20 protein-coding genes are annotated in these 25861 nt (G+C 71.4%); 14 read left to right on the forward strand and 6 right to left on the reverse strand.

All coding sequences use genetic code 11. The annotated features are described in order from the left end of the window. Positions 1-113: 113 nt before the first annotated feature. From AQJ54_RS06835 to AQJ54_RS06845, 3 genes are read left to right on the forward strand one after another with little or no spacing between them, the layout of a single operon-like run. A complete protein-coding gene (locus AQJ54_RS06835) occupies positions 114-1559 on the forward strand; it encodes a sodium:solute symporter family protein (protein WP_062235014.1) in 1446 nt (481 codons plus the stop codon). 34 nt (positions 1560-1593) lie between these two features. Beyond that, a complete protein-coding gene (speB, locus tag AQJ54_RS06840; protein ID WP_030314227.1) occupies positions 1594-2562 on the forward strand; it encodes an agmatinase in 969 nt (322 codons plus the stop codon). Further along, on the forward strand, positions 2559-4241 hold the full coding sequence (locus tag AQJ54_RS06845) for a thiamine pyrophosphate-binding protein (protein WP_062235016.1): 1683 nt from the start codon (positions 2559-2561) through the stop codon (positions 4239-4241). The genes speB and AQJ54_RS06845 overlap by 4 nt, the downstream gene beginning before the upstream one ends. A gap of 13 nt (positions 4242-4254) precedes the next feature. Here the strand turns inward: AQJ54_RS06845 and AQJ54_RS06850 are convergent, their stop codons facing one another. From AQJ54_RS06850 to AQJ54_RS06865, 4 genes are all read right to left on the reverse strand, one after another. After that, the gene (locus AQJ54_RS06850) at positions 4255-5061 is read right to left on the reverse strand and encodes an endonuclease I family protein (protein ID WP_062027284.1); all 807 of its coding nucleotides are present in this window, start codon (positions 5059-5061) and stop codon (positions 4255-4257) included. 191 nt (positions 5062-5252) lie between these two features. Next, positions 5253-6713 (reverse strand): FG-GAP-like repeat-containing protein, encoded by a 1461-nt coding sequence (locus AQJ54_RS06855; protein WP_062235019.1) that lies wholly within the window; start codon positions 6711-6713, stop codon positions 5253-5255. Between the two features lie 105 nt (positions 6714-6818). Next, positions 6819-8318, reverse strand: a complete 1500-nt coding sequence (locus tag AQJ54_RS06860; RefSeq protein ID WP_062027288.1) for an FG-GAP and VCBS repeat-containing protein — start codon at positions 8316-8318, stop codon at positions 6819-6821. 168 nt (positions 8319-8486) lie between these two features. After that, positions 8487-10736 (reverse strand): ArnT family glycosyltransferase, encoded by a 2250-nt coding sequence (locus tag AQJ54_RS06865; RefSeq protein ID WP_062235022.1) that lies wholly within the window; start codon positions 10734-10736, stop codon positions 8487-8489. A 143-nt stretch (positions 10737-10879) separates the two neighbouring features. On the opposite strand from AQJ54_RS06865, the gene AQJ54_RS06870 reads away from it, so the two are divergent. From AQJ54_RS06870 to AQJ54_RS06890, 6 genes are all read left to right on the forward strand, one after another. After that, positions 10880-11722 (forward strand): serine hydrolase, encoded by an 843-nt coding sequence (locus tag AQJ54_RS06870; RefSeq protein WP_062235025.1) that lies wholly within the window; start codon positions 10880-10882, stop codon positions 11720-11722. 629 nt (positions 11723-12351) lie between these two features. Continuing rightward, a complete protein-coding gene (locus AQJ54_RS06875) occupies positions 12352-13380 on the forward strand; it encodes an esterase-like activity of phytase family protein (RefSeq protein ID WP_062235028.1) in 1029 nt (342 codons plus the stop codon). Positions 13381-13509: 129 nt separating this feature from the next. Further along, a complete protein-coding gene (locus AQJ54_RS06880) occupies positions 13510-17214 on the forward strand; it encodes an ABC transporter ATP-binding protein (protein WP_062235031.1) in 3705 nt (1234 codons plus the stop codon). Between the two features lie 51 nt (positions 17215-17265). Then, complete coding sequence (locus AQJ54_RS45580) at positions 17266-17433, forward strand: hypothetical protein (RefSeq protein ID WP_159055507.1); 168 nt, start codon at positions 17266-17268, stop codon at positions 17431-17433. Positions 17434-17588: 155 nt separating this feature from the next. Beyond that, complete coding sequence (locus AQJ54_RS06885; RefSeq protein WP_062235034.1) at positions 17589-17978, forward strand: hypothetical protein; 390 nt, start codon at positions 17589-17591, stop codon at positions 17976-17978. A gap of 110 nt (positions 17979-18088) precedes the next feature. Continuing rightward, complete coding sequence (locus AQJ54_RS06890) at positions 18089-19528, forward strand: S28 family serine protease (protein WP_062235037.1); 1440 nt, start codon at positions 18089-18091, stop codon at positions 19526-19528. Positions 19529-19578: 50 nt separating this feature from the next. On the opposite strand, the gene AQJ54_RS06895 is transcribed toward AQJ54_RS06890, so the two are convergent. After that, positions 19579-20223 (reverse strand): LppU/SCO3897 family protein, encoded by a 645-nt coding sequence (locus tag AQJ54_RS06895; protein WP_062027300.1) that lies wholly within the window; start codon positions 20221-20223, stop codon positions 19579-19581. Positions 20224-20356: 133 nt separating this feature from the next. Beyond that, positions 20357-22141: a glycoside hydrolase family 3 protein gene (locus tag AQJ54_RS06900; protein WP_107121022.1), complete on the reverse strand. Its 1785-nt coding sequence runs from the start codon at positions 22139-22141 to the stop codon at positions 20357-20359. A gap of 523 nt (positions 22142-22664) precedes the next feature. Between AQJ54_RS06900 and AQJ54_RS06905 the strand changes: the two genes are divergently transcribed. From AQJ54_RS06905 to AQJ54_RS06925, 5 genes are all read left to right on the forward strand, one after another. Next, on the forward strand, positions 22665-22916 hold the full coding sequence (locus AQJ54_RS06905; RefSeq protein WP_062235040.1) for a hypothetical protein: 252 nt from the start codon (positions 22665-22667) through the stop codon (positions 22914-22916). A gap of 79 nt (positions 22917-22995) precedes the next feature. Next, complete coding sequence (gene aroA / locus AQJ54_RS06910; protein ID WP_062235043.1) at positions 22996-24261, forward strand: 3-phosphoshikimate 1-carboxyvinyltransferase; 1266 nt, start codon at positions 22996-22998, stop codon at positions 24259-24261. A gap of 7 nt (positions 24262-24268) precedes the next feature. Further along, positions 24269-24901, forward strand: a complete 633-nt coding sequence (locus AQJ54_RS06915; RefSeq protein WP_062235046.1) for a GNAT family N-acetyltransferase — start codon at positions 24269-24271, stop codon at positions 24899-24901. A gap of 3 nt (positions 24902-24904) precedes the next feature. Continuing rightward, positions 24905-25336: a hypothetical protein gene (locus tag AQJ54_RS06920; RefSeq protein WP_062235049.1), complete on the forward strand. Its 432-nt coding sequence runs from the start codon at positions 24905-24907 to the stop codon at positions 25334-25336. Positions 25337-25353: 17 nt separating this feature from the next. Next, positions 25354-25857, forward strand: a complete 504-nt coding sequence (locus AQJ54_RS06925; RefSeq protein ID WP_062236964.1) for a GNAT family N-acetyltransferase — start codon at positions 25354-25356, stop codon at positions 25855-25857. The last annotated feature ends 4 nt before the right edge of the window (positions 25858-25861 follow it).

The following is a 25861-nucleotide window of genomic DNA, read 5'->3' on the forward strand; positions in this document are numbered from 1 at the left end:
TTCCCTCCATCCAGGGCTGCTCGAATGGATGAAACGTACACTTCGCAGTCCCTTTCCGGCCACCTACTGTCGACGCAGGCCGGCAGGCACAGACCGGCAGGAGGAGGGCTCTCATGGCCGTCGACTACACCGTCATCGTCGTCTATCTGGCCGGCATGCTGGCCATGGGCTGGTGGGGCATGCGCCGCGCCAGGTCCAAGAGCGACTTCCTGGTCGCCGGGCGCCGCCTCGGCCCCGCGATGTACTCCGGCACCATGGCGGCGATCGTCCTGGGCGGCGCCTCCACCATCGGCGGGGTCGGCCTCGGCTACCAGTACGGCCTCTCCGGCGCCTGGATGGTCTTCACCATCGGCCTGGGCCTGCTGGCCCTGTCCGTCTTCTTCTCCGCCCGCATCGCCCGCCTCAAGGTCTACACCGTCTCCGAGATGCTGGACCTGCGCTACGGCGGCCGGGCCGGGGTCATCTCCGGTGTGGTCATGTGGGCGTACACCCTGATGCTCGCCGTGACCTCGACCATCGCGTACGCCACGATCTTCGACGTCCTCTTCGACATGAACCGGACCGTCGCGATCGTCCTGGGCGGCTCGATCGTCGTCGCGTACTCCACGCTCGGCGGCATGTGGTCCATCACCCTCACCGACATGGTGCAGTTCGTGGTGAAGACCATCGGCGTCCTGCTCCTGCTCCTGCCCATCGCCGTCGTCAAGGCGGGCGGCTTCGGCGAGATGAAGGCCAAGCTGCCCACCGGGTACTTCGACCCGCTGGGCATCGGCGGCGAGACGATCTTCACCTATGTGCTGATCTACACCTTCGGCATGCTCATCGGTCAGGACATCTGGCAGCGCGTCTTCACCGCCCGCAGCGACACCACCGCCAAGTGGGGCGGCACGGTCGCCGGCACCTACTGCCTCGCCTACGCGCTGGCCGGCGCCGTCATCGGCACCGCCGCCAAGGTCCTCTACCCGAACCTCGCCAACGCGGACGACGCCTTCGCGACCATCGTCAAGGACGAACTCCCCGTCGGCGTACGGGGCCTGGTGCTGGCCGCGGCCCTCGCCGCGGTGATGTCGACGTCCTCCGGCGCGCTGATCGCCTGCGCGACCGTCGCCAACAACGACATCTGGTCGCGGCTGCGCGGCAGGACCGCCGAGGGCGAACACGACGAGGTCCAGGGCAACCGCGCCTTCATCCTCGTCATGGGCATCGCCGTCATCGCCACGGCCATCGCCCTCAACAACGTCGTCGAGGCGCTGACGGTGGCGTACAACCTCCTCGTCGGCGGCCTCCTCGTGCCCATCCTCGGCGGCCTGCTGTGGAAGCGCGGCACCGCCCAGGGCGCCCTCGCCTCCGTGGCCGTCGGCGGCCTCGCCGTGATCGGCCTGATGGCGGGCTACGGCATCCTCGCCAACGAGCCCGTGTACTACGGCCTGCTGGCCTCCCTGGTCGTCTACGTCGCCGTATCCCTGGCGACCCCGGCGACCGACACCGCGGTCCTCGCCGCCTGGCGGGAACGACTCGCCGGGCGCGAGGTCCCCGAACCGGTTCCGGCACCCCGGTAGACCGAACCCAGCACCACAAGGAAGGCATACGACCATGAGCTCCCCCGAGACCCCCCGCGGCCCCGTCGACTCCTCCCGCGTCCCGCGCTACGCCGGGCCCGCGACCTTCGCCCGGCTGCCACGCCTCGACGAGGTCGGCCGGGCCGACGTCGCCGTGGTCGGCGTCCCGTTCGACTCGGGTGTCTCCTACCGGCCCGGCGCCCGCTTCGGCGGCAACGCGATCCGCGAGGCCTCCCGGCTGCTGCGCCCCTACAACCCGGCGCAGGACGCCTCCCCGTTCGCCCTCGCGCAGGTGGCGGACGCCGGCGACATCGCGGTGAACCCGTTCAACATCAACGAGGCCGTCGACACCGTCGAGGCGGCGGCGGACGACCTCCTCGGCACCGGCGCCCGCCTCATGACCCTCGGCGGCGACCACACCATCGCGCTCCCGCTGCTCAGGTCCGTTGCGAAGAAGCACGGCCCGGTCGCCCTGCTGCACTTCGACGCCCACCTCGACACCTGGGACACCTACTTCGGCGCCGAGTACACGCACGGCACGCCGTTCCGGCGGGCGGTGGAGGAGGGCATCCTCGACACCTCCGCGCTCTCCCACGTCGGCACCCGCGGCCCGCTGTACGGCAAGCAGGACCTCACCGACGACGAGAAGATGGGCTTCGGCATCGTCACCTCGGCCGACATCTACCGGCGGGGCGCCGACGAGGTCGCCGACCAGCTGCGCCAGCGCATCGGGGACCGCCCGCTCTACATCTCCATCGACATCGACTGCCTGGACCCCGCCCACGCGCCCGGCACCGGAACCCCCGAGGCCGGCGGCATGACCTCCCGCGAGCTGCTGGAGATCCTGCGCGGTCTGGCATCGTGCAACCTGGTGTCGGCGGACGTCGTCGAAGTGGCCCCCGCGTACGACCACGCGGAGATCACCTCGGTGGCCGCCTCCCACACCGCCTACGAACTGACCACAATCATGTCCCGCCAGATTGCAGAGGCCCGCGCGCAGTGACTCACGACCACGACCTGGTGCTCCGTCCGACGGAGGCGCAGATTTCCGCTGCTCTCAACCCTCCTCCCGGCCGCAACGGCGGAGACCTGGTCGTGGAGACCCTGGCGGCGCTCGGCGCGACGACCGTCTTCGGCCTGCCCGGCCAGCACGCGCTCGGCATGTTCGACGCGCTGCGCCGCTCCGACCTGCGCTACATCGGCCTGCGGGTGGAGAACAACGCGGGCTTCGCGGCGGACGCCTACGGCAGGATCACCGGCGAGGCGGCCCCGCTGCTGCTCTCCACCGGCCCCGGAGCGCTGACCTCGCTCGCCGCACTCCAGGAGGCGGCCGCGGCCTCCGCCCCCGTCCTCGCGATCAGCAGCCAGATCCCGACCGCGGGCCTGGGCGGCGGCCGGCACGGCTATCTGCACGAACTCCCGGACCAGTCCGCCTCGTTCCGGGGCGTGGTCAAGTCGGTCCACACCGTCCGCACCCAGTCCCAGATCCCCTCCGCGATCGAGGCGGCCTGGAAGTCGGCGCTGACGGCTCCGCACGGCCCGGTGTGGGTGGAGATCCCGCAGGACGTGCTGCTCGCGGAGACGTCCGTCCCCGTGGTGACCGGTGGCGACGCCTTCCCCGAGGAACTGCCGCCGCGCCCCGAACTCACGGCGGTGGCAGCCGACCTGCTCTCCCGCGCCGAGCGCCCGGCGATCATCGCGGGCGGGGGAGTCGTACGGGCGGACGCGTCCGGGAAACTGCGGCAGCTGGCCGAGGCGTTGCAGGCGCCCGTCGTCACGACCCCCGGCGGCAAGGGGGCGTTCCCCTGGCGGCACCCCCTGTCGTTGCGGTCCTGGATCGAGGACCGGCACACGACGGACTTCCTGGAGGACGCCGACGTGCTCCTGGTCGTCGGCTCCGGGCTGGGTGAACTGTCGTCCAACTACCACACGTTCAAGCCGCGCGGCCGGATGATCCAGATCGAGGCGGACCTCGGCAAGCTGGAGTCCAACCACCCGGCGCTGGGCATCCACGCGGACGCACGACTGGCGTTGCAGGCGCTGCTGGAGACGGTGTCGCCGAGGGAGGACACGCAGGCGCCGGACCGGGTCCGGGAGGTGCTGGCGCGCGTCTCGGAACGCATCGCCGCGCAGGAACTCACCCTGGAACAGGACCTGTTGGCGTCCGTCCGCCAGGCCCTGCCCGCCGGCTCCCCGTCCTTCTGGGACATGACGATCCTCGCGTACTGGGCCTGGTCGGCGTTCGACGCCAAGGGCTCCAACCTGTTCCACTCCGCCCAGGGCGCCGGCGGTCTCGGCTACGGCTTCCCGGCGGCGCTGGGCGCGGCGGTGGCCGACCCCTCGCACCCGGTCCTGGCGGTCTCGGGGGACGGCGGCGCCCTGTACTCGATCGCCGAGCTGGCGACGGCCCGCCAGTACGACCTGAACGTCACCTGGCTGATCGTCGACGACGGCGGCTACGGCATCCTGCGCGAGTACATGACCGATGCCTTCGGCCAGGCCACGGCGACGGAGCTGTCCCGCCCCGACTACGTGGCACTGGCCGAGTCCTTCGGCGTCCCCGGGGTCCGTACGACCCCTGAGACCCTGTCGGACGACCTGGCGAAGGCGCTGGCCTCACCCGGGCCGTCGGTGGTCGTCCTCCCGGCGGTGCTGCGGATGTTCGCACCCACGCACCTGTAACCGGGCCGCGCTCCTACCAGATCGCCTCGACCCACTCCGGGTGGTCGATGAACGGGTTGCGGTTGTGCTGGTAGGTGTCGTAGATGACCTGGTTGCGCTTCTCCTCGAAGGCGCTGGGCGGGTCCGCCTCGTTCCACGCCTTGAGGACGGAGAGCTTGCCCATGAACGGGTCGGAGCCGTTGCCCACCTTCTCGTTGGGCTCCAGGTCGGCGAAGCCGTCGCCGCCGTCGTAACGCACCGCCATGTAGAGGATCATGCGGGCCACGTCACCCCGGTCCGCGGCGCGCGGCGCGAAGGAGTCGGAGTCGACGGTGGAGCCGCCGCCGTTGGTGACGGCGCTGCCGCCGTTGTCGAAGTCCAGGTTGCCGCGGATGCTGTTGACCTGGACGTCGGCAGGCCGCAGGTGGTGCAGGTCGGTGCCGGGGCCGGTGACCTCGCCGAAGTCGCCGTGGGACTTGGCCCACACGTGCTCGCGGTTCCAGTCGCCGACGTCCCCGCCGTTGAGGGACTTGGCGCGGGAGACACCGCTGTACAGCAGGATCACGTTGTTGCTGTTGTTCGGGTCCTGGTCGGTCACCTTGAGGGCGTTCCAGACCGCGGAGTACGAGATCTTCGTGACGTTGGCGCTGATGATGGTGTGCAGGGACGACTTGAGGCTCGTCCCCGTCTTGCCGATCGCGTTCTTGTAGTACGTCGAGTCGTACGCCGTCGTCGTGGCGGCGGCCGGGGTCGTGGTCACGACCGGAGCGGCCAGCCCGACCAGCACGGCGGCGGTGGGCAGCGCCACCGACTTCCAGCTGCGGATGCGTGTCGCCAGCATAAAGGGGGTCCCATCTACGCGGGTTGAACGGAGGCGGCAGTTGGGAGCGTGACATGTGCATGCGGCTCTGTAAATGGATTGCACGTGTCCATTGAGTGACGCGAAACGGCAAATCGGGGTGTGTCTACGCGAGTTGACACGTCGAAGCCCCCGGAGCCGACGGGCCCCGGGGGTGTCTTCCCGGAAAAGGATCAGGGGAGCAGGACGGCACCCAGCCGCGGGGAACCGGACGTCGAGACGCCCAGGGACGACGGGCCGAAGGTGACCGCGCGGCTCGTGGTCAGGCCGGCGGCGGCGCCGCGCAGGTGCCACAGGGCGCCGTCCCCGCCGTTCTCCCCGCCGTTCTCCCCGTCGGCGCCCACCGACAGGTCCGCGTGGCCGTCGCCGTCGAGGTCGGCGAGGTGCACGGCGGCACCGAAGTGGTCGTTCGTCTCGTTCGCACCGGGGACACCCGCGGTGTCCTGGCTGAAGGACTGGGCGTCGGCCGTGGTCAGCCCGGAGGGCGAGCCCCGCAGGAGCGTGACCGTGCCGGTGAGGTCGACCGAGCCGATCTTCTCGTAGTACGCCGACACGGCCGCGTCGGCGTATCCGTCGCCGTTGACGTCGTCGAGGGAGACAGACCCGCCGAAGTGGTCGTCCGTCTCGTCCGCACCCGGAACGCCCGGGGTGTCCTGGTCGATCGTCCGGCCCGGCTCGGGGTCGACGCCCGTGGCGTGGCCGAGGTGGGTGCTGACCGAACCGCCGACGTTGCCTTCTCCCGCACCCCAGTGCTCACCGGTGAGCACGTCGTCGTACCCGTCGCCGTCGATGTCGCCGACGGCCGCGGTCTCACTGTCCTCGGCCATCACGGTCCGGTAGGCGAGGCCCGAGGCGGAGCCGTGGAACACCATCGCGCTGTTGTACGCCGTGTGGTCGTCGAGGTAGAGCCCGCTGACGACGAGGTCTCCGGCGCCGTCGCCGTTCAGGTCTCCAGAGGTCAGGGATGCGGCGCCGTGCCCGGTGCCGGTGCGGATCGGTGCCGTGACCTTGTACTTCGACGCCGCGCCGGACGACTTGGTGAAGCCGCCCCTGCTGACCCAGACGTCCGCGCCTGTGCTGCCCACGGCGAGGTCGGGCTTGCCGTCGCCGTTGAAGTCGCCGACGGTGAGGGACTGACCGAAGCGGTCGTGGGCGGTGGGGGCGGGATCGGCGGCCGTACGGCCGCCGGACAGGCCGGAGGCGCTGCCCCAGACGATGATCGTGGTGCCGCCGTCGGTGTCGGTGCCGAGGTCCTCGCCCGGTGCCGAGACGACGAGGTCGGCGTATCCGTCGTTGTTGAGGTCGCCCGAGGCGAGCGCGGAGCCGAAGGAGTCACCGTGCTCGGCGCTGCCGGGAATGCCGCTGGTGTTCTGGGTGATGACCGTACGGCGGGCGGTGCTGATGCCGGACCTCGAGCCGTAGGCGACGACCACGGCACCGGCGTACGTGCGACCGCCCACGGTCGCGGAGGGCGCGGCGATCGCGAGGTCGCGGTAGCCGTCGCCGTTGAAGTCGTCGTGGTACTTGGCGGTGGCCGCGGACGCCGGAGCGGTCAGGACGAGCGGGGTGAGGCCCGCGACGAGGAGGGCTGCCAGGGCGGTGGAGGTGGAGAGGGAAGCGGGGGTGCTGCGCAAGGGAGTGTCTCCTGGGCGGCGTCGGCCGGGCCCGCGACGGTCGGACCGCGAGGGCGGTCGGCCGTTCACGGGCCCGGTGTGGGGTGCCTGAGGGAAGTGGGTGGGCTAGTCGGCGAAGAGGGCGCCGAACTGGGGGGTGCCCGCGGTGGAGACGCCCACCGCGGTGACGGAGAGGGCGCGGGAGCCGGTCGTGCCTATCTTCGTGCCGGTGGAGGGCAGGTAGGTCACCGCTCCGTCGGAGCTGTCCTCGTACGACCCGATGACCAGGTCGGCCTTGCCGTCGCCGTTGACGTCGTCGAGCTTGACGTCGGCGCCGAACAGGTCGTTCTTCTCGGAGGTGCCGGGGACGCCCGTCGTGTTCTGCTCGAAGGACTGCAGCCCCGTGGAGGTGTTGACGCCGCTCGCGGAGCCGTACAGGACGGTGACCATGCCGGCGTTCGCGACGCTGCCGAGGTCCTCCGCCGGAGAAGAGACGACCAGGTCCTGGTAGCCGTCACCGTTGACGTCGCCCAGATCCAGGTCCCAGCCGAAGCCGTCGCCCTTCTCCGAACTGCCGGGTACGTTCCCGGTGTTCTGGGTGATGCCGGTGGTCGAGGCGGGGCCGGACGCGGAGCCGTAGGTGATGCTGACCTTGCCGCCGTTCGCGGCGTCCGGGATGGCCTGGCCCTCGCTGGTGGTGGCGTCCCAGTCGGCGCCGGTGACGATGTCGCCGTAGCCGTCGCCGTTGATGTCGCCGATGCCGGTGACGATGCCGGGCTTGAGGGTCTTGATGCCCGCGACGCTCAGGCCGTTCGCGGAGCCCGCCAGGTAGTAGTTGGTGTTCCAGCCGTTCTGCGTCTGCGTCTCGAAGCCGTCGACCACCAGGTCGGTGCGGCCGTCGCCGTTGACGTCGCCGGCGGTGAGCTGCTCGGGGCCGTAGGGGAAGTCGCCGGAGCCCGGCGCGATCGGGGGCTTGACGGTGTAACGGCCACCGGGCTGACCGGTGGAGCTGCTGAAGCCGCCCTTGTAGACGTACAGGGTCGCGGAGGAGTTGCCCACGACCAGGTCGGCCTTGCCGTCGCCGTCGAAGTCGCCGGCCGCCAGGGACAGGCCCCAGTTGTCGTGCGAGGAGACCGCCGGGTCCGGTACGTCGCTCGCCTTGCCGGTGAGGCCGCTCGCCGAGCCCCACAGGATCGCGAGGGCGCCGCCGTCGGTGTCGGTGCCGACCTTCTCGTAGGGAGAGGCCACGGCGAGGTCGTCGTAGCCGTCGCCGTTGAAGTCGGCGTAGGCCGTGGCGCCGCCGAACCAGTCGCCGGTCTCCGCGCTGCCGGGCACGGTCCCGGAGTTCTGGCTGAGGACCGAGCGCTTGGCGGAGGTGATGCCGTTGCCGGCGCTGCCGTAGAGGGCGACGACCTGGCCGGCGTTGGCGTGGCCGCTGACGGAGGCGCCGGCGGCGGTGGCGAGGACGTCGCCGATGCCGTCGCCGTTGAAGTCGGCCTTGGCGACCTTGAACGAGTCGGCGGCGGTGGCCGTCGTCGCGGACACCGTGAGCAGACCGCCCGTCAGCGCGGCAGCGGCGGCCGTCGCGAGGGCGAGTCGCAGGTGCGAGTGGTACTTCTGGTGCATGCGGGATTCTCCTGCGGCATGCGGGGGACGCCTGGCCGGCATCCACGTCGATGGGGTGCGAACCGCCCGTGTTTGCCGGGAGTTGTCCTCGGGGACACGCTTGGTTGGCGATCAGGAGACCTCCGGTGGCGCCCGAGGGTTGTACGTGAGCTGGCGGTTTCTCGGTGCTCAGCCGGCATCGGAGGGGTCCAGCCGGTAGATCGTCGAGGTGCCGCCCGACTGGGCGCTCTGAGTGGAGGAGCCGCTCGTGCCGTAGTCGCTCGCCTTCACCGCCGTGCCGTTCTTCTGGACCCAGGTGGTGATCTCCTGGCTGAGCGTGCTGTTGCCGCCCATGCCGCCTCCGCCGAGCTGGATGTAGTGCAACTCGCCCTTCTTCACCAGCTCCTTGAGCCTGGCGAGGGTCATCGCCCGGTCGGTGCCGGTGAAGCCCCACATGGAGATGACCGGCTTGTGGGTGCTGAGGATCAGCTGGCCCGCGCTCTGCGAATTGGACACCGCGAGCAGCCACTTGGCGCCGTCCTGGTGCTTCTCCAGGTAGGAGATGAGCGCGCTGTCGAGGCTGCCGCCCCTGCCACCGCCCGTGCCGCCACCGCCGAAGCCGCCGCGGCTGGAGCCGGTGCCGCCGGGTGCGGTGCCGCCGCCGTTCTGGGCGCCGGGGTTCTCGCCGGCGCCGGGGAAGGGGTTGGTGCCGTTCTGTGGGCCGCCGTTCCGGGGGAGTTCGCCGGTTCCGCCGCCCGGTGTCGTCTGGCCGTCGCCGGGACCGTTGCCGCCGGGGAGCTCACCGCTCGCCTGACCGCCGCCCTGCTGGGTGCCGCCCGGCAGCTGTCCGCCGGGGCCGCCGCTGCCGCCCCGGCCGCCGCCCCCGAAGCCGCCCATGCCGCCCCCGGTCGACGGACCCGCCGTCGGGTTGGTGCCGCCCATGCCGCCGCCCATACCGCCGCTCGTGGTGGAGAAGGCCGGCGAGACCGCGTACGCCGTCGGGCCCGCCAGGGCCGCCACGATCGCCGCGGCCACGGACACGGCCAGCAGCCGGACCTTCGTGGCCGAGCCCGCCGTACGGAGGACGAACAGTCCCACGACCGCGAGGACCGTCAGCACGGCGACCGTGGGCCACAGCCAGGTGTTCCAGCCGTCGGCCCGGCGCAGCAGCACCACCGCCCAGACTCCGGTGACCCCGAGACCGGCCGGCAGCACCCAGGACCAGCGCGCGTCACCGCCGCGGAAGGCACGCCACAGCAGCACCCCGCCGCCACCGCACAGCGCCGCGATACCGGGGGCCAGGGCGGTCGTGTAGTACGGGTGCATGGTGCCCTCGGCCATCGCGAAGGTCAGGTAGTGCAGCACCAGCCAGCCGCCCCACAGGACGAGCGCGGCCCGCGTCGGGTCGGTGCGCGGGGCGCGGCCGCACAGCACCAGGCCGGCGGCGAGCGCGAGGAGGGCGAAGGGGATCAGCCAGGAGATCTGGCCGCCGAGGACGTCGTTGAACATCCGGCCGATGCCCGCGGTGCCGGCGAAGGTGCCGCCCCCGCCTCCGCCGCCCCCACCGTTGCCCTCGCCGCCGAGGACCCGGCCCAGGCCGTTGTAGCCCATGATCAGGTTCCAGGCGGAGCCGTCGGTCGAACCGCCGATGTAGGGCCGGTCGTCGGCCGGGACGAGGGAGACCGCCGTGGCCCACCAGAAGCTGGAGACCGCCAACGCCACCGCCGCGAGGGCCAGGTTGACGGCCTTCTTCCGCCAGCCGAGCCTCGACGCGTAGACGTAGACCGCGAAGACGGCGGGCAGGGCGATATAGCCCTGGAGCATCTTGGTGTTGAAGGCGAGCCCGAACAGGACGGCGGAGCCGATCAGCGGGAGCAGCCGGTCGGTGCGGACCGCGCGCAGGGCGAGGGCCGCGCCGCCCACCATGAGCAGCACCAGGATGGTGTCGGGGTTGTTGTCACGGTTGATCGCGACGGTGATCGGGGTGAGTGCGAGGACCAGCGCGGCGACGGTGGCCGCCACATGTCCGAAGTACCGCTTGACGGAGGAGTGCAGGATCCAGATCGTGCCGAGGGCGGCCGCGATCTCGGGGGCCATCATCTGCCAGGTGCCGAAGCCGAAGACCCGGCAGGACAGGCCCATGATCATGAGCGCGAACGGCGGCTTGTCGACGGTGAGGAAGTTCCCCGCGTCGAGCGACCCGAAGAACCAGGCCTTCCAGCTCTGCGTCCCGCTGTAGATCGCGGCGCTGTAGAAGCTGTTGAGGCTGTTGCCGCTCAGGTTCCAGCCGTACAGGACGCCGGCCAGGACAAGGATCGCGAGCAGCGCGGGCAGGGACCAGCGGGGGGCCTTGTCCGGGGGTGCGGCGGGTGGGGCCGACGGGGAGAGGCCGGTCGCCGTGGTCTCGGTCTCGGGGTGGGGATCGGTGGCAGATGTCACCCGGGCATCGTGCAGATGCGCCTTGGGCGACGGCTGTGACGAACCTGGCTCGATCCTGTGAAATCGCCACGGGTTGAGTAACGACTCGTACAACCATTCCTCATGCGTACAACCGTTCCCCTGCCCTCGAGAGTCAACTGGGCATGACACGGGGGATATTCAGACACACGAAATGGGTCGCGGCCGGTGCGCTGGCCGCCTGCGTCGTCGCCGCCACTCCGGCTGCCGCGGCCACCACACCGACCGTCAGCTGCACGTCCGCCAAGGCGGGCCTCGCCGACAAACTCAAGCGGGACATCACGTCCGCCGTCTCCAACCGCTCCGGCACGATCGCCGTCGGGCTCTACGACCGTACGACCAACACCACGTGCACCCTGCGCTCCTCCACGGCCTACGACTCCGCGAGTGTGGTCAAGGTGACCGTGCTCGCCACGCTGCTGTGGGACGCGAAGAAGCACAACCGGTATCTGACCGACCGTGAGACCACTCTTGCCAAGGCCATGATCACCAAGTCGGACAACGACTCCACGAGCAAGCTGTGGAAGCAGCTCGGCATGACGAAGATCAAGGGGTTCCTCTCGGCGGCGGGTATGACCCAGACCAAGCCGGGGGCGAACAACTACTGGGGCCTGACCCAGATCACCGTCACCGACGAGCAGAAGCTGCTCAAGCTGATCACCGCGAAGAACAGCGTCCTGAGCGACAACTCCCGCGCCTACATCCTGAAGTTGATGGGCCAGGTCATCTCCTCGCAGCGCTGGGGCACGCCGTACGGCCGCCCGTCGGGGGTCTCCTGGCACGTCAAGAACGGCTGGCTCCAGCGGTCCACGCACGGTTGGCGGGTCCACAGCGTGGGCACGTTCACGGGCGGCGGCCACGATTACATGATCACGGTGCTCACGCACGGCAACAGCACCATGAACTACGGCATCACCACCATCCAGGGCGTAGCCAAGGTCATCCACAAGGACCTGGCAGCAAGCTGACGTCTGGGCGGCGGCTGGTCTGCCGTCGCGGTGCGGGTGGGGGCGCGGCGGGTTGATGTCACCGGGCTTCCGGGCGTCGCTGTGTCGCCTCGGGGTGGCGTCGGTGCGGAGGTGACAACTCCGGCGCTGGGTGCCCGTGGGCGGCGGCTGGTTCATCGTCGCGGTGCGGGCGCGGCAGGTCGGCTTCCGGGCTCCGGCCTCGCCCGTCGCGGTGCTGCCTCACGGCGACGCGTGGGCGTCTGTGCGGGGGTGACATCTCCCGGCGGCGCGCAGTCCCTGGGGACTGGTCCTTCGTTGCGGTGTGGGTGCGGCAGGTCGGCCTTCGGGCTCCGGCCGCGCCCTTCGCCGTGCTGCCTCGCCGTGATGCGTGGGCGGGGGCTGGTCTGTCGTCGTGGTGTGGGTTCCGGCCGGCTGGGTGATGACTCCGGGGTTCCGGCCGGCTGGGTGATGACTCCGGGTTCCCGCCCAGCACCTTGTGTCGGCGCTCAGTCCGCGGAGAGGCGGCCGGCCTCTCACCGTCGGGCGGGTGCGGGCACACCACGGCTGGGGCCCAGCCACCGTCACCGGCCCGCCCCGCCCTTCACCGCCCCGCCTCCCAGGCGTCACGCGCCCGTCCTACCGTGGCGCGCATGCAGCTGAGAACCGTACTCGCGACCGTCACCGCCGCCCTCGCCACGGCGGCCTGTCTCACCGCGGCCGAGCCCGCGCTCGCCTCGGTCCCGGGCCGTCACGCCTGCTCCCCGTCCGTCTCCCTGGACCGTTTCTCCGACGCGCTCGACAAGACGACGTTCGACGGGACCTTCGTCGGCAACCTCTCCGCGCTCGCGCGGGACCGAAACGGCTCCCTCGCCGCCCTTTCCGACCGCTCCGCCCTCTTCGACCTGGACGCGCGGACCCTCGCACCGCAGAAGGTCGTCCCGCTCGCCGACGAGAACGGGGCCCCGCTGGACTCCGAGGGACTGGTCGTCGACAGGGACGGCACCCGGCTGGTCACCTCCGAGACCGAGCCGTCGATCCGCCGCTACGGCGCGGACGGCAGGATCTTCGACCGGCTCCCCGTCCCGGCCGAGCTCCTCGTCGCCCCGGCCGGCCGCGCCACCTCCAACCAGACCTTCGAGGGCCTGACCCTCCTGAACGGCGGCCGCACCCTGCTCGCCTCCATGGAGTACGCCCTCTCCGGCGACACGCCCGGCACCGTCCGCTTCCAGACCTGGACCCGGACCAAGGACAACCACTTCAGGCCCGCCGCCCAGTACGCGTACCGCACCGACGCCGCCTTCCTCGGCGTCCCCGAGGTCCAGGCCCTCCCCGACGGTCGCCTCCTCGTCCTGGAACGCGGCTTCACGCCGGGCGTGGGCAACACGGTCCGCCTCTACCTGGCCGACCCGCGCCACGCCACGGACACGGCGGACATCGAGAACCTCACGGGCCAGGAGGACGTACGCCTGATCAGGAAGACCCTGCTCACGGACATCGCCGACTGCCCGACCCTCGGTGCCACCGCCAAGCAGCCCCAGCCGAACCCCCTCCTGGACAACATCGAGGGCATGGTCGTGACCGGCCACGACAAGGGCCGTCTGAAGGTCCTGCTGGTCAGCGACGACAACCAGAACGCGACACAGACGACCCGTTTCTACGACCTGAGGGTCCGGGTCTGACCGGATCCGATCACCGAGTTTGTTGCGGAGGGATGAAATCCGCTTCGGTCCGCGTTGGTGTCTTCCGGCAGATCAGGACTGTGGATCAGGACTGTGGACCAGGACTTCTGAACGACGGAGGACACCCGCGTGGAACCGCAACGGGGATGGGCACGACGACTGGCCGGGTACGCCTGGCGGTACCCGAAGGACGTCGTCCTCGCCCTCGGCTCCTCCCTGGGCGGCATGGCCGTCATGGCGATCGTCCCCCTGATCACCAAGGTGATCATCGACGACGTCATCGGCGACCACACCCGGGACATGGCCCCCTGGGCCGGCGCCCTGATCGCCGCCGCCGTCCTCGTCTACGTCCTCACCTACATCCGCCGCTACTACGGCGGCCGCCTCGCCCTGGACGTCCAGCACGACCTCCGCACCGAGATGTTCGGCACGATCACCCGCCTCGACGGCCGCCGCCAGGACGAGCTGTCCACGGGCCAGGTCGTCGGCCGCGCCACCAGCGACCTCCAGCTGATCCAGGGCCTGCTCTTCATGCTGCCGATGACGATCGGCAACTTCGCGCTCTTCGTGATCTCCCTGGTCGTGATGGCCTGGCTGTCCGTCCCCCTCACCCTGGTCGCCCTCGCGGTCGCCCCGGCCCTGTGGTGGATCGCCAAGCGCTCCCGGGCCAAGCTGCACCCCGCCACCTGGTACGCCCAGGCCCAGGCCGCCGCCGTCGCGGGCGTGGTCGACGGGGCCGTCAGCGGTGTCCGGGTGGTCAAGGGCTTCGGACAGGAGGACCAGGAGACCGGGAAGCTCAGGGAGGTCGGCCGCCGCCTCTACGCGGGCCGGCTGCGCACGATCCGCTTCAACGCGAAGTACACCCCCGCCCTCCAGGCCGTCCCCGCCCTCGGCCAGGTCGCGATGCTCGCGCTCGGCGGCTGGCTCGCCGTCCGCGGGCACATCACCCTCGGCACCTTCGTCGCCTTCTCCACCTACCTCGCCCAGCTCGTCGGCCCGGTCCGGATGCTCGCGATGGTCCTCACGGTCGGCCAGCAGGCCCGCGCCGGCACCGAGCGCGTCCTGGAGCTGATCGACACCGAGCCGTACCTGAAGGACGGCACCAAGGAGCTCCCCGCCGACGCGCCGGCCACGGTCGAGTTCGACGACGTGTCCTTCGGCTACGACCATGAGCGGCCGGTGCTGCGCGGCCTCAGCTTCGAGATCCGCCCCGGCGAGACCCTCGCGGTCGTCGGCTCCTCCGGCTCGGGCAAGTCCACGGTCTCGCTCCTGCTCCCGCGCTTCTACGACGTCACCCACGGCGCGGTCCTCGTCGGCGGGCACGACGTCCGCGAGCTCACCCTGGACTCGCTGCGGGCCGCGATCGGCCTGGTCCCCGAGGACTCCTTCCTGTTCTCGGACACGGTCCGCAACAACATCGCCTACGGCCGCCCCGACGCGACCCAGGAGGAGATCGAGCAGGCCGCCCGCGCCGCCCAGGCGGACCGGTTCATCACCGAGCTCCCCGAGGGCTACGACACCAAGGTCGGCGAGCACGGCCTGACCCTCTCCGGCGGCCAGCGCCAGCGTGTCGCGCTCGCCCGGGCGATCCTCACCGACCCCCGCCTGCTCGTCCTCGACGACGCCACCTCCGCCGTGGACGCCCAGGTCGAGCACGAGATCCACGAGGCGCTCAAGCAGGTCATGGAGGGCCGCACCACCCTCCTCATCGCCCACCGCCGCTCCACCCTGAACCTCGCCGACCGCATCGCCGTCCTGGACGACGGCCGCCTCGCCGACGTCGGCACCCACGAGGAGCTGGAGCAGCGCTCCGCCCTCTACCGCCGTCTGCTCACCGACCCCGACGGCCTCGGCGGGGTCTCGCCGGGCCACGCCCAGCCGGTCGCCGTCCGGGAGGACACCTCCGTACGGGAGGAGCTGGACGCCGAGTTCGACGCCGAGCGCGGAGTCACGCCCCGGCTGTGGACCGGCGACCGCGAGCGCAAGGACACAGCCCTCGCCGGAACCCCGGCCACCCCCGAACTCCTCGCCGAGGTCGACGCGCTGCCGCCGGCCACCGACACCCCGGACATCGACGAGGCCCGCGCGGTCACGCCCGAGGAGTCGTACGGTCTGCGCCGGCTGCTGCGGGGCTTCGGGCGCCCGCTGCTGATCAGCCTCGGCCTGGTCGCCGTGGACGCCGGCATGGGCCTGCTGCTGCCCGTGATGATCCGGCACGGCATCGACGACGGTGTGTCCAGGATGGCCATGGCCGCGGTCTGGACGGCGACCGTCCTCGCCCTGCTCTCGGTGCTCGTCCAGTGGGTCGCGCAGATCGGCGAGACCCGCATGACCGGACGCACCGGGGAGCGTGTCCTCTACTCCCTCCGCCTGAAGATCTTCGCCCAGCTCCAGCGGCTCGGACTCGACTACTACGAGCGGGAGTTGACCGGCCGGATCATGACGAGGATGACGACGGACGTCGACGCCCTGTCGACCTTCCTCCAGACCGGCCTGGTCACCGCGTTCGTCTCGGTCGTCACCTTCTTCGGCATCATGGTCGCCCTGCTGGTGATCGACGTACAGCTGGCGCTGGTCGTCTTCGCGACGCTGCCGCCGCTGATCGTCGCCACGTACTTCTTCCGCAGGGCGAGCGTGAAGGCGTACGAACTCGCCCGTGAGCGCGTCTCGTTGGTCAACGCGGACCTCCAGGAGTCGGTGTCCGGGCTCCGGATCGTGCAGGCGTTCCGGCGCGAGGGCGACGGCGGCCGGCGGTTCGCGGAGCGCAGCGACAGCTACCGCCGGGCCCGCACCCGGGGCCAGTGGCTGATCTCGATCTACTTCCCCTTCGTGCAGCTGCTGTCCTCCGTCGCCGCGGCGGCCGTGCTGATCGCGGGGGCGGGCCGGGTGGACGCGGCGACGCTGACGACCGGCGCGCTGGTCGCCTACCTGCTCTACATCGACCTGTTCTTCGCCCCGGTCCAGCAGCTCTCGCAGGTCTTCGACGGCTACCAGCAGGCGACGGTCTCCCTGGACCGCATCCAGGAACTGCTCCAGGAGCCGACGTCCACGAAGGCGGCCGAGGAGCCGCTGGAGGTCCTGTCGCTGCGCGGCGAAGTCGCCTTCGAGAACGTGCACTTCGCGTACGGCGAGGACGAAGAGGCGCTGGGCGGCATCGACCTGATGATTCCCCCGGGCCAGACGGTCGCGTTCGTCGGTGAGACGGGCGCGGGCAAGTCCACGCTGGTGAAGCTGGTGGCCCGGTTCTACGACCCCACGGGCGGCCGGGTCACGGTCGACGGCACCGACCTGCGCTCCCTCGACCTCACCTCCTACCGCCACCGCCTGGGCGTGGTCCCGCAGGAGGCGTACCTCTTCCAGGGCACGATCCGGGACGCCATCGCCTACGGCCGCCCGGACGCCACTGACGCCGAGGTCGAGGCGGCGGCCCGCGCGGTCGGCGCCCACGAGATGATCGCCACGCTGGAGGGCGGCTACCTCCACGAGGTCGCCGAGCGGGGCCGCAACCTCTCGGCGGGCCAGCGGCAGCTGATCGCCCTGGCCCGGGCGGAACTGGTCGACCCGGACATCCTCCTCCTCGACGAGGCCACGGCAGCCCTCGACCTCGCCACCGAGGCCCAGGTCAACCAGGCCACCGACCGCCTCGCGGGCCGCCGCACCACCCTCGTGGTCGCCCACCGCCTCACCACGGCCGCCCGAGCCGACCGAGTCATCGTCATGGACCACGGCAGGGCCGTGGAGGACGGCACCCACGACGAACTGCTCGCCCTGGGCGGCAGGTACGCCGAGTTGTGGCGCACGTTCGTGGGGGAGGACGAGCCGGCGGCGGCGTGAGGGGGGCTACGGGGGCTGCTGGGGCGCCGGGCGGAGTCCGGCCGTCGTGGGATGCCCGGGAGGCCCGCCAGGGCCGAGCGGTGCGAGGGCGACATCGGAAGGCTCTGCCACGGCAGGGCCGTGGAGGACGGCACCCACGACGAACTGCTCGCCCTGGGCGGCAGGTACGCCGAGCTGTGGCGCACCTTCGTGGGGGAGGACGAGCCGGCGGCGGCGTGAGGGGGGCTACGGGGGCTCGGGGCCCGCTGCGGCGCCGGGCGGAGTCCGGCCGTCGTGCGATGCGGTAGGGCGGGGTCGGTGTCGGGTGTGCAACCGTCGGACATAGGTTGGGCGTCCGTACACCTGTACGCCCGACAGCTGCGGGAGGGACGGCAGTGAAGAGTGGAGCGATACGACGGCTGGCGGTGGGGCTGGCCGTGACGGTGGCGGCCGGCGTGCTCGGGGTCGCGGTACCGGGGCAGGCGCAGGCGGCGGGCTCGTCGTGCGAGGGGCGCAAGGTGCGGACGTTCCCGTTCGAGACCGGCACCGTCGAGGTCTACCGGCGGGGCGGCTACGTCTGCGCGGTCACCCTGCCCAAGCGCCCCGGCGTACGGCAGTACATGCGGGTCAGCCTGCGCGCCTACGCGCTCCAGCCGGTCGAGGACGCCGGACGCTACAAGTACCGGGCCGGCCCGGTCACCGTGCACGCCGGGCAGCGCAAGCTGTGGATCAAGGGCGCGGTCGGCCGGGGCACGTTCGACACCGAGGGCTGGATCCGGCTCTGACGCACAGATTCCTCACAGGGTTTTCCCCATCGAGGCCCCATCTCCCCTGGTGCAGACCGCACTTGCGCCGCTAGCGTCCGGCGGACATCTGTACTCACAGGGGAGGGTGCATGCGCAAGGCGCTCAGATGGCTTCTCACGCTGGTCGTGCTCATAGGCACGGTCGGCACGGCGAGCGCGGCCACCGCCGCCGAGCCGGAGGCCAAAGGCACCGGTGCCACCGCCGACATCAAGGATCAGCTTCTCGCCATTCCGGGGATGAGCCTGATCGAGGAGAAGCCGTACACCGGTTACCGCTTCTTCGTCCTGAACTACACCCAGCCGGTCGACCACCGGCACCCGTCCAAGGGCACGTTCCAGCAGCGCATCACCGTGCTGCACAAGGACGTGAGCCGGCCGACGGTCTTCTACACCGGCGGCTACAACGTCTCCACCACACCGCGCCGCAGTGAGCCGACCCAGATCGTGGACGGCAACCAGGTCTCCATGGAGTACCGCTTCTTCACGCCCTCCCGGCCCGCCCCGGCCGACTGGTCCAAGCTCGACATCTGGCAGGCCGCCAGCGACCAGCACCGCATCTTCAAGGCGCTGAAGAAGATCTACACCAGGAACTGGATCGCCACCGGCGGCTCCAAGGGCGGCATGACCGCCACCTACTTCGAGCGCTTCTACCCGCACGACATGGACGGCGTCGTCGCGTACGTGGCCCCCAACGACGTGGTGAACGACGAGGACTCGGCCTACGACCGGTTCTTCGCGAAGGTCGGCACCAAGGAGTGCCGCGACCGGCTGAACGCGGTGCAGCGCGAGGCCCTGGTCCGGCGCGAGTCCCTGGAGAAGAAGTACGCCGACTACGCGACCGCGGAAGGCCTCACCTTCACCACCATCGGCAGCCTCGACAAGGCGTACGAGGCCGTCGTACTGGACTACGTCTGGGGCTTCTGGCAGTACAACCTGCTCGCCAACTGCGGTGACGACACGCTGATCCCGCCGGACGCGAAGACCGCGACCGACGACCAGATCTGGAACTCCGTCGACACGATCTCCGGCTTCTCCGCCTACGCCGACCAGGGTCTGGAGACGTACACGCCGTACTACTACCAGGCCGCCACCCAGCTCGGCGCGCCGACGATCGAGTTCCCGCACATCGAGAAGAAGTACATCCGCTACGGCTACCAGCCGCCGCGCAACTTCGTCCCGCGCAGCATCCCGACGAAGTTCCAGCCGTACGCGATGCGGGACGTGGACACCTGGGTGCGCCACAACGCCCGGCACATGCTGTACGTCTACGGCCAGAACGACCCGTGGGGCGCGGAGCGGTTCCGCGTCGACAAGGGTGCGAAGGACGCGTACGTGTTCACCGCGCCCGGCATGAACCACGGGGCGAACGTCGCCGGACTGGTCGCCGACCAGAAGGCGTTCGCCACGGCCAGGATCCTCGACTGGGCGGGCGTGTCCGCCACGGCCGTGACCGAGGCCAAGCCGCTCGCGAAGTTCGACCGGAAGCTGGACGTACGGGACGTGGAGCGCGAGCCGACGCTGCGTCCCTGATCCGCCCGCCGCGCCCGGCCGGGTTCACAGCCCGCTGAACCCGGCCGGGCTCACAACGGCCGGGCGCAGCCCACCGGACGGGCGCCGCCGAGCTGCACGTACAGGGCCGTGGACAGCGGGCACTGGGTGCGCTCGGCGACCGCCTTCACCACCTGGTACTGCGGCTTCCGCGCGCCCGCGCCGTCGCAGGCGGTCTCGCGGACCTGCCCGTCGCCCGAGCCGTACACACAGTCCCCGACGATGGTCCGGGGCCCGCCGCCGCCCCCGGGATCGCCGGGGTGCGGCGGCTCCAGGTTGCGCATGCAGGCGTACCCCTGGTGCACCGCCCCGTCGCCGTCCTCGTCGGAGATGCGGCTCTGCTCGCTGATGTGCAGCACGAAGTCGGTGGTCGGGGGACACGGCGGCCCGTCGGCCGTGGTGCCGTCGTGCCGGGCCACGACCCGGGCCGCCGCCCGCTCGCTGGTGCAGGGCACCTCGGTGAAGCTGGCCTTGCCGAAGGAACTGCACTCGTCGACCCCGAGGAACACCGCGCCGAACCCGGAGGGCCGGGTGGCGGACGGCGGCGCGACCGGGCCGGTGGCCCGGGGCCCGTCACCGCTCTCCCCGCCGGCCGCCGGCTGCGTACACCCCGTCAGCAGGACGGCGAGCAGTGCGGTCAGCACGCACACCACCCCCGCGGAACACTTCTCACGCATCGCAATCCCCCCGCACTGCCCCCGTCGTCCAGCGTGACCGCCGCGACGGGGCCACGCCAGGCATCTGGGGTCCTTTGCGCCTTTCGGGGGTGATGTACGAGTTGCGAGGCGTACCGGATCTACGTCCCGCGAGCTATCGGCCGTACGACAGCCCGTACCCGACCGGGTACAGCACCTTCGCCGGATCGTCGGCCCGCTGCACCGGCACCGGCAGCCTCCCGCGCGGTGCCGCCTTCCCGGCGATCACCCGTGCCGCAGCCCGCAGTTCGACGTCGGTCCAGGAGTAGGTCGCCAGGTACGCCGGGACGGTGGGCAGTTGGGCCACGTCGTAGGGGTTGCGGACGGCGAGCGCCACGACCGGCTTCCCCGACGCCACGAGCTGCTCGACGAGCGTCTTCTGGGCGGCGGTGACGTTGTACGTCCCGACGATCACCGCGTCCGCGTCCCGTGCCGCCGCCAGCGCCTGGGCGACGACGGCCGCCGAGGGGGCCGTACCCGTCGACAGGGCGGTCGCCGTGAACCCCAGTTCGGCCAGGGCGGCGGCGAGGACACCGGTGGACGGGCCGGTCGTGCCGGACGGGGAGGCCGGGTCGGCGCCCAGCACGAGCAGCTTGCGGTGGGTGCGCCGGGACAGCGGCAGCAGCCGCTGCTCGTTGACCAGCAGGGTCGTGGTGCGCTCGGCGATCCGGTCGGCCGCGGAGAGATGGGCCCGGGTGCCGACGGTCCGGGTGACACCGGACCGGCTGACGTACGGCTCCTCGAACAGCCGCAGCCGGGCCTTGAGCCGCAGGATCCTGAGGAGCGACTCGTCGAGCCGCGCCTCGGTGAGCTCTCCGTCCCGTACGGCGTTCAGGACCGCGTTCCACGCCACGTCCAGGGAGGGCGGGTTGAGGAGCTGGTCGACACCGGCCTTGAGCGCGAGCACGGGGACGCGTTCGTCGCCGTACTTGGTGCGGACGCCCTCCATGCCCAGGGAGTCGGTCACGACCACGCCGTCGTAGCCGAGTTCGCCGCGCAGGATGCCGGTGAGGATCGGACGGGAGAGGGTGGCCGGGTCGCCGGAGGCGTCGAGGGCCGGGAACTGGATGTGCGCGGTCATGATCGAGTCGATGCCGGCGCGGATAGCGGCCCGGAAGGGCACGGCGTCCAGGTCCTCCCACAGTGCGCGGCTGTGGGTGATGACCGGGAAGCCGTAGTGGCTGTCGACGGCGGTGTCGCCGTGCCCCGGGAAGTGCTTGGCGGTGGCGGCGACCCGGGCGCCCTGGTACCCGGCGACCTCGGCGGCGACGAGCGCGGCGACCTGCCGGGGATCGGAGCCGAAGGAGCGGACGCCGATGACGGGGTTGGCCGGGTTGACGTTGACGTCGGCGACGGGGGAGTAGTTCTGCCGGATGCCGATCGCCCTGAGCTCCTGCCCGGCGATCCGGCCGAGGGCGCGGGCGTCCCCCCGGGAACCGCCCGCGCCCATTGCCATCGCACCGGGAAACAGGGTGGCGGGCTCGCCGACGCGGCAGACGATCCCGTGCTCCTGGTCGGTGGAGACGAGGACGGGCAGTCCGCGCGGCTGCTCCAGCGAGGCCCGCTGGATGCCGTTGGAGAGGTCGGCGATCTGGTGCGGATCATGGGTGTTGTGCGCCCAGGTGAAGTAGATGATCCCGCCCACCCGGTACTTCGCGATCATCTCGGCGGCCGTACGGACGCCGATCTCCTGGAGGTTGGCGTCGATGTCCGCCTGGTCGGGGGCGGTGGCGGAGTGGCCGTAGACCCGCATCACGAAAAGCTGACCGACCTTCTCGGGGAGGGTCATGCGGGAGATGAGGAAGCGGAGCCGGTGGTCGTCCGCGTGAGCGGTCCCGCTGAGGGCGAGGGAGGCGGCGGCGCCTGCGGTGGCGGCGAGAACGGTACGTCTGGAGGGCACGTGCGCTCCTTCCGGAGGTGATCCGCTGAAGGAAACTTCCGAGAAGCCAGCAATAACCGGGAAGTTTCTGCCAGTCAAGGGAGTGCACAGTAACCCGGCCCGGGGGTGAGGGCGCCGCCATCGGCGCTGTGGAGGGGGGCGCGCCGATGGCGGCGTGTGCTGCCGGCCGCAGTACGGAGGAGAGGGTTGGTCAGCGTTCGCAGCCAGCAGCGAGGCCGACGCCGTACCGCGGTGACTCTCCGGCAGCTTGCGCATTGGACGAGGGGGAGCGGGGACGGGTTCCCGACTGCTCCCCGATTTACGGAAGTTGGTGTGGCCGGGGTGCGTGGGGCGGTTGAGCCGATCCTGTGGGGTCGGCCGCGTGAGGGCGGCCGTGTGAAGGCGACGGCGTGAAGGCGACCGTGTGGACGCGACGGCGTGAAGGCGACCGTGTGGACGCGACGGCGTGGAGGCGACCGTGTGGAGGCGACGGCGTGAAGGCGACGGGGTGAAGGCGACCGTGCTCCCGGCGTAGGGTCGGCGCATGAGCCGGCTTCTCCCGCTCCTGGCGGTCCTCGCCGGGCTCACCGTGACTCTGGCCCTGCTCACCCTGCTGGCCCGGCACGTCCGCCGCCGCGGCACGGCGGGCGCGGGTCTGCGCGCGGCCCTGGCGGCCCATGACGAGGTGTGGCACGGCACGGCGGCGGACTCCTACTGCGAACTCCAGGTCCAGGCGCACCGCAAGGACCCGCTGCCGGACGACCGGTGGAGGCGGCGCGAGGGCGGTCGGGGCTGACGGGCCGGGGGGAACCGGCCGGGGTCCAGTTCGTGGACGTTCCGGCGTCGGAGTCCGGTGCGGGGCGATCATGAGGGGTATGCCCGTCGACACCTCCGCCCCGCGGTCCCTCGCTCTTCCCGGCTCGAAGTCCATCACCGCCCGCGCCCTCTTCCTCGCCGCCGCTGCCGACGGCGTGACCACCCTGGTCCGCCCGCTCCGCTCCGACGACACCGAAGGCTTCGCCGAGGGCCTGACGCGGCTCGGCTACCGCATCGGCCGCACCCCCGAGACCTGGCAGGTGGACGGGCGCCCGCAGGGACCCGCGGTCACCGAGGCGGACGTCTACTGCCGGGACGGCGCGACGACGGCCCGCTTCCTGCCCACCCTCGCCGCGGCCGGCCACGGCACGTACCGCTTCGACGCGTCCGAGCAGATGCGCAGGCGCCCGCTCGCCCCGCTGAGCCGGGCCCTGCGTGACCTCGGCGTGGACCTGCGGCACGAGGAGGCGGAGGGCCACCACCCGCTGACCGTGCGGGCGGCCGGGGTCGAGGGCGGCGAGGTGACACTGGACGCCGGGCAGTCCTCCCAGTACCTCACCGCGCTCCTGCTGCTGGGCCCCCTCACCCGCCGCGGCCTGCGGATCCGCGTCACGGACCTGGTGTCGGTGCCGTACGTCGAGATCACGATCGCGATGATGCGGGCGTTCGGGGTGGAGGTGGCCCGGGAGGGCGACACCTATGTGGTCCCGCCGGGCGGCTACCGCGCCACCACCTACGCCGTCGAACCGGACGCGTCCACGGCGAGCTACTTCTTCGCGGCGGCGGCGATCACCCCGGGCGCCGCGGTGACCGTGCCGGGCCTGGGCACCGGAGCCCTCCAGGGGGACCTCGCCTTCGTGGACGTACTGCGGCGGATGGGCGCGGAGGTGACCGTCGGCGCCGACGCCACCACGGTCCGGGGGACCGGCGAACTGCGCGGCCTGACCGTCAACATGCGGGACATCTCGGACACCATGCCGACCCTCGCGGCGATCGCCCCCTTCGCCTCCGGGCCCGTCCGCATCGAGGACGTGGCGAACACCCGGGTCAAGGAGTGCGACCGCCTGGAGGCCTGCGCGGAGAACCTGCGGCGGCTGGGCGTGCGGGTGTCCACGGGCCCGGACCGGATCGACATCCACCCGGGCACGGCCCCCTCACCCACGACGGAGATCACGACGTACGGCGACCACCGCATCGTCATGTCCTTCGCGGTCACCGGCCTGAGGGTGCCGGGAATCTCGTTCGACGACCCCGGATGCGTACGAAAGACTTTCCCGGGTTTCCACGAGGCGTTCGCGGAGTTGGGCAGGGGCATCGGGGGGTGAGGGGGTGGTGAGCTTCGTGCTGGAAGGACCGGTCCTGGAAGGTGCGTTGGTGCGCTTGGAGCCGCTGGACCACGGGCACGCGGCCGCGCTGTCCGTGGCTGCGGAGGAGAACAGGGGGACCTACGCCTTCACGTGGGTGCCGAGGGCCGACGAAGTCGGTGCGTACATCGACGCACAGCTGGAACGGGCGGCGTCGGGGCGGCTCGCCCCCTACGCGCAGGTGTCCGTGGCGACCGGGCGGGCGGTGGGGGCGACGGCGTACTGGGAGCCGCGGTACTGGCTCTCGGACGCGCAGCTCGACGCCGTCGAGGTCGGTTTCACCTGGCTGGGTGCCTCGGCACAGGGCACCGGCATCAACGCCGAGGCCAAGCTGCTGCTCTTCCGGCACGCCTTCGAGCAGTGGCACGTCTCCCGCGTCGACCTCAAGACGGACGCCCGCAACACCCGCTCCCGCGCCGCGATCGAAAGCGTCGGCGCCCGCTTCGAGGGCATCCTGCGCAACTGGTCCCGATCCTGGGCCCCCGGCGAGGAGGGCCACCTCCGCGACTCGGCGATCTTCTCCATCACAAAGGAGGAGTGGCCGGACCGCCGCGAGCGCCTGGAGAAGCGGGTGGCGGGGTATGCGACGGGAGGCCGCTGACCCATGAACACGGGGGCCCAGGGCCCGCACCGCCAGGCAGAGCTACGCCGATTCCGCACGGCATGCTTCGAGGCGGCCAGGAGGACCGGAGCGCGCGTCGATTCCCTGGACCTGCCCGGGGTCGTACGCAGCTTCGAAGCGGCCTCGATCACGAGCCCGACGGGCTCCGTCGTCACCCTGCACCACACCGACCGGCCGATCGTCGCCTTCACCGGCACACCGCCCGTCGCGGGCCGCCCGGTCTCCGACTTCATGGATTCGCCGCCGTACGCCGACGTCTTCAAGGCCTACGGATTCCAGGTGTTGACCCCCGCTGTCCTCAACACTCCCGTCGTAGCACTGGACTTGACGGAACTGACGCCGATCGAACCGACCGACCTCCGCTACTGGCGGCCGGACGTGCTCGGTGATGTGCTGTTCAACTGGTGGGACTGAAAGCCCTGGAGGACGCCGTGCGCCTGCGTGATGTCACCGTGGACGACGTGGACGCCTATGTGCGGATGCGCTGTGATCCCGTGATGATGGCCGATCTGGGTGGGCCGTTGCCGTGGGAGGGGATGGCGGACAAGGTGCGGCGGGACGCCGAGGAGGCGGCGGCCGATGAAGCGTGGATCAAGATGATCGTGCCGGACCCCGCCCGGCCCGACGTGGTGGCCGGGTCCCTGACCATCTGGTCGCACGACTCCGGCGACGGACCGCTCTCCGAGATCGGCTGGATGGTCCTGCCTGAGTTTCAGGGACGCGGCCTCGGCAAGCGTGCCGTCCGGACGCTGCTCGACAAGGCCTGGGACGAGGGGCGCTGGGGTGACATCCACGCCTTCCCGGCGGTCGGCAACGGCCCTTCCAATGGCATCTGCCGTTCCCTGGGCTTCCGCCACGTCGGTGAACTCGACATGCCGTTCGCGGACCGTGTCCTGCGCAGCAACCACTGGACGATCACACCACCCGCCGGGTGAGGAG

Source organism: Streptomyces griseorubiginosus (genome assembly GCF_001514195.1).
GTDB lineage: Bacteria > Actinomycetota > Actinomycetes > Streptomycetales > Streptomycetaceae > Streptomyces > Streptomyces griseorubiginosus.

What these genes read in the sequence shown, in the direction of transcription:
- AQJ54_RS06835 (WP_062235014.1), top strand. Translation starts at nt 114, where the DNA reads ATGGCCGTCGACTACACCGTCATCGTCGTCTATCTGGCCGGCATGCTG.
- speB (WP_030314227.1), top strand. Translation starts at nt 1,594, where the DNA reads ATGAGCTCCCCCGAGACCCCCCGCGGCCCCGTCGACTCCTCCCGCGTC.
- AQJ54_RS06850 (WP_062027284.1), bottom strand. Translation starts at nt 5,061, where the DNA reads ATGCTGGCGACACGCATCCGCAGCTGGAAGTCGGTGGCGCTGCCCACC.
- AQJ54_RS06860 (WP_062027288.1), bottom strand. Translation starts at nt 8,318, where the DNA reads ATGCACCAGAAGTACCACTCGCACCTGCGACTCGCCCTCGCGACGGCC.
- AQJ54_RS06870 (WP_062235025.1), top strand. Translation starts at nt 10,880, where the DNA reads ATGACACGGGGGATATTCAGACACACGAAATGGGTCGCGGCCGGTGCG.
- AQJ54_RS06875 (WP_062235028.1), top strand. Translation starts at nt 12,352, where the DNA reads ATGCAGCTGAGAACCGTACTCGCGACCGTCACCGCCGCCCTCGCCACG.
- AQJ54_RS45580 (WP_159055507.1), top strand. Translation starts at nt 17,266, where the DNA reads ATGCCCGGGAGGCCCGCCAGGGCCGAGCGGTGCGAGGGCGACATCGGA.
- AQJ54_RS06890 (WP_062235037.1), top strand. Translation starts at nt 18,089, where the DNA reads ATGCGCAAGGCGCTCAGATGGCTTCTCACGCTGGTCGTGCTCATAGGC.
- AQJ54_RS06895 (WP_062027300.1), bottom strand. Translation starts at nt 20,223, where the DNA reads ATGCGTGAGAAGTGTTCCGCGGGGGTGGTGTGCGTGCTGACCGCACTG.
- AQJ54_RS06905 (WP_062235040.1), top strand. Translation starts at nt 22,665, where the DNA reads ATGAGCCGGCTTCTCCCGCTCCTGGCGGTCCTCGCCGGGCTCACCGTG.
- aroA (WP_062235043.1), top strand. Translation starts at nt 22,996, where the DNA reads ATGCCCGTCGACACCTCCGCCCCGCGGTCCCTCGCTCTTCCCGGCTCG.
- AQJ54_RS06920 (WP_062235049.1), top strand. Translation starts at nt 24,905, where the DNA reads ATGAACACGGGGGCCCAGGGCCCGCACCGCCAGGCAGAGCTACGCCGA.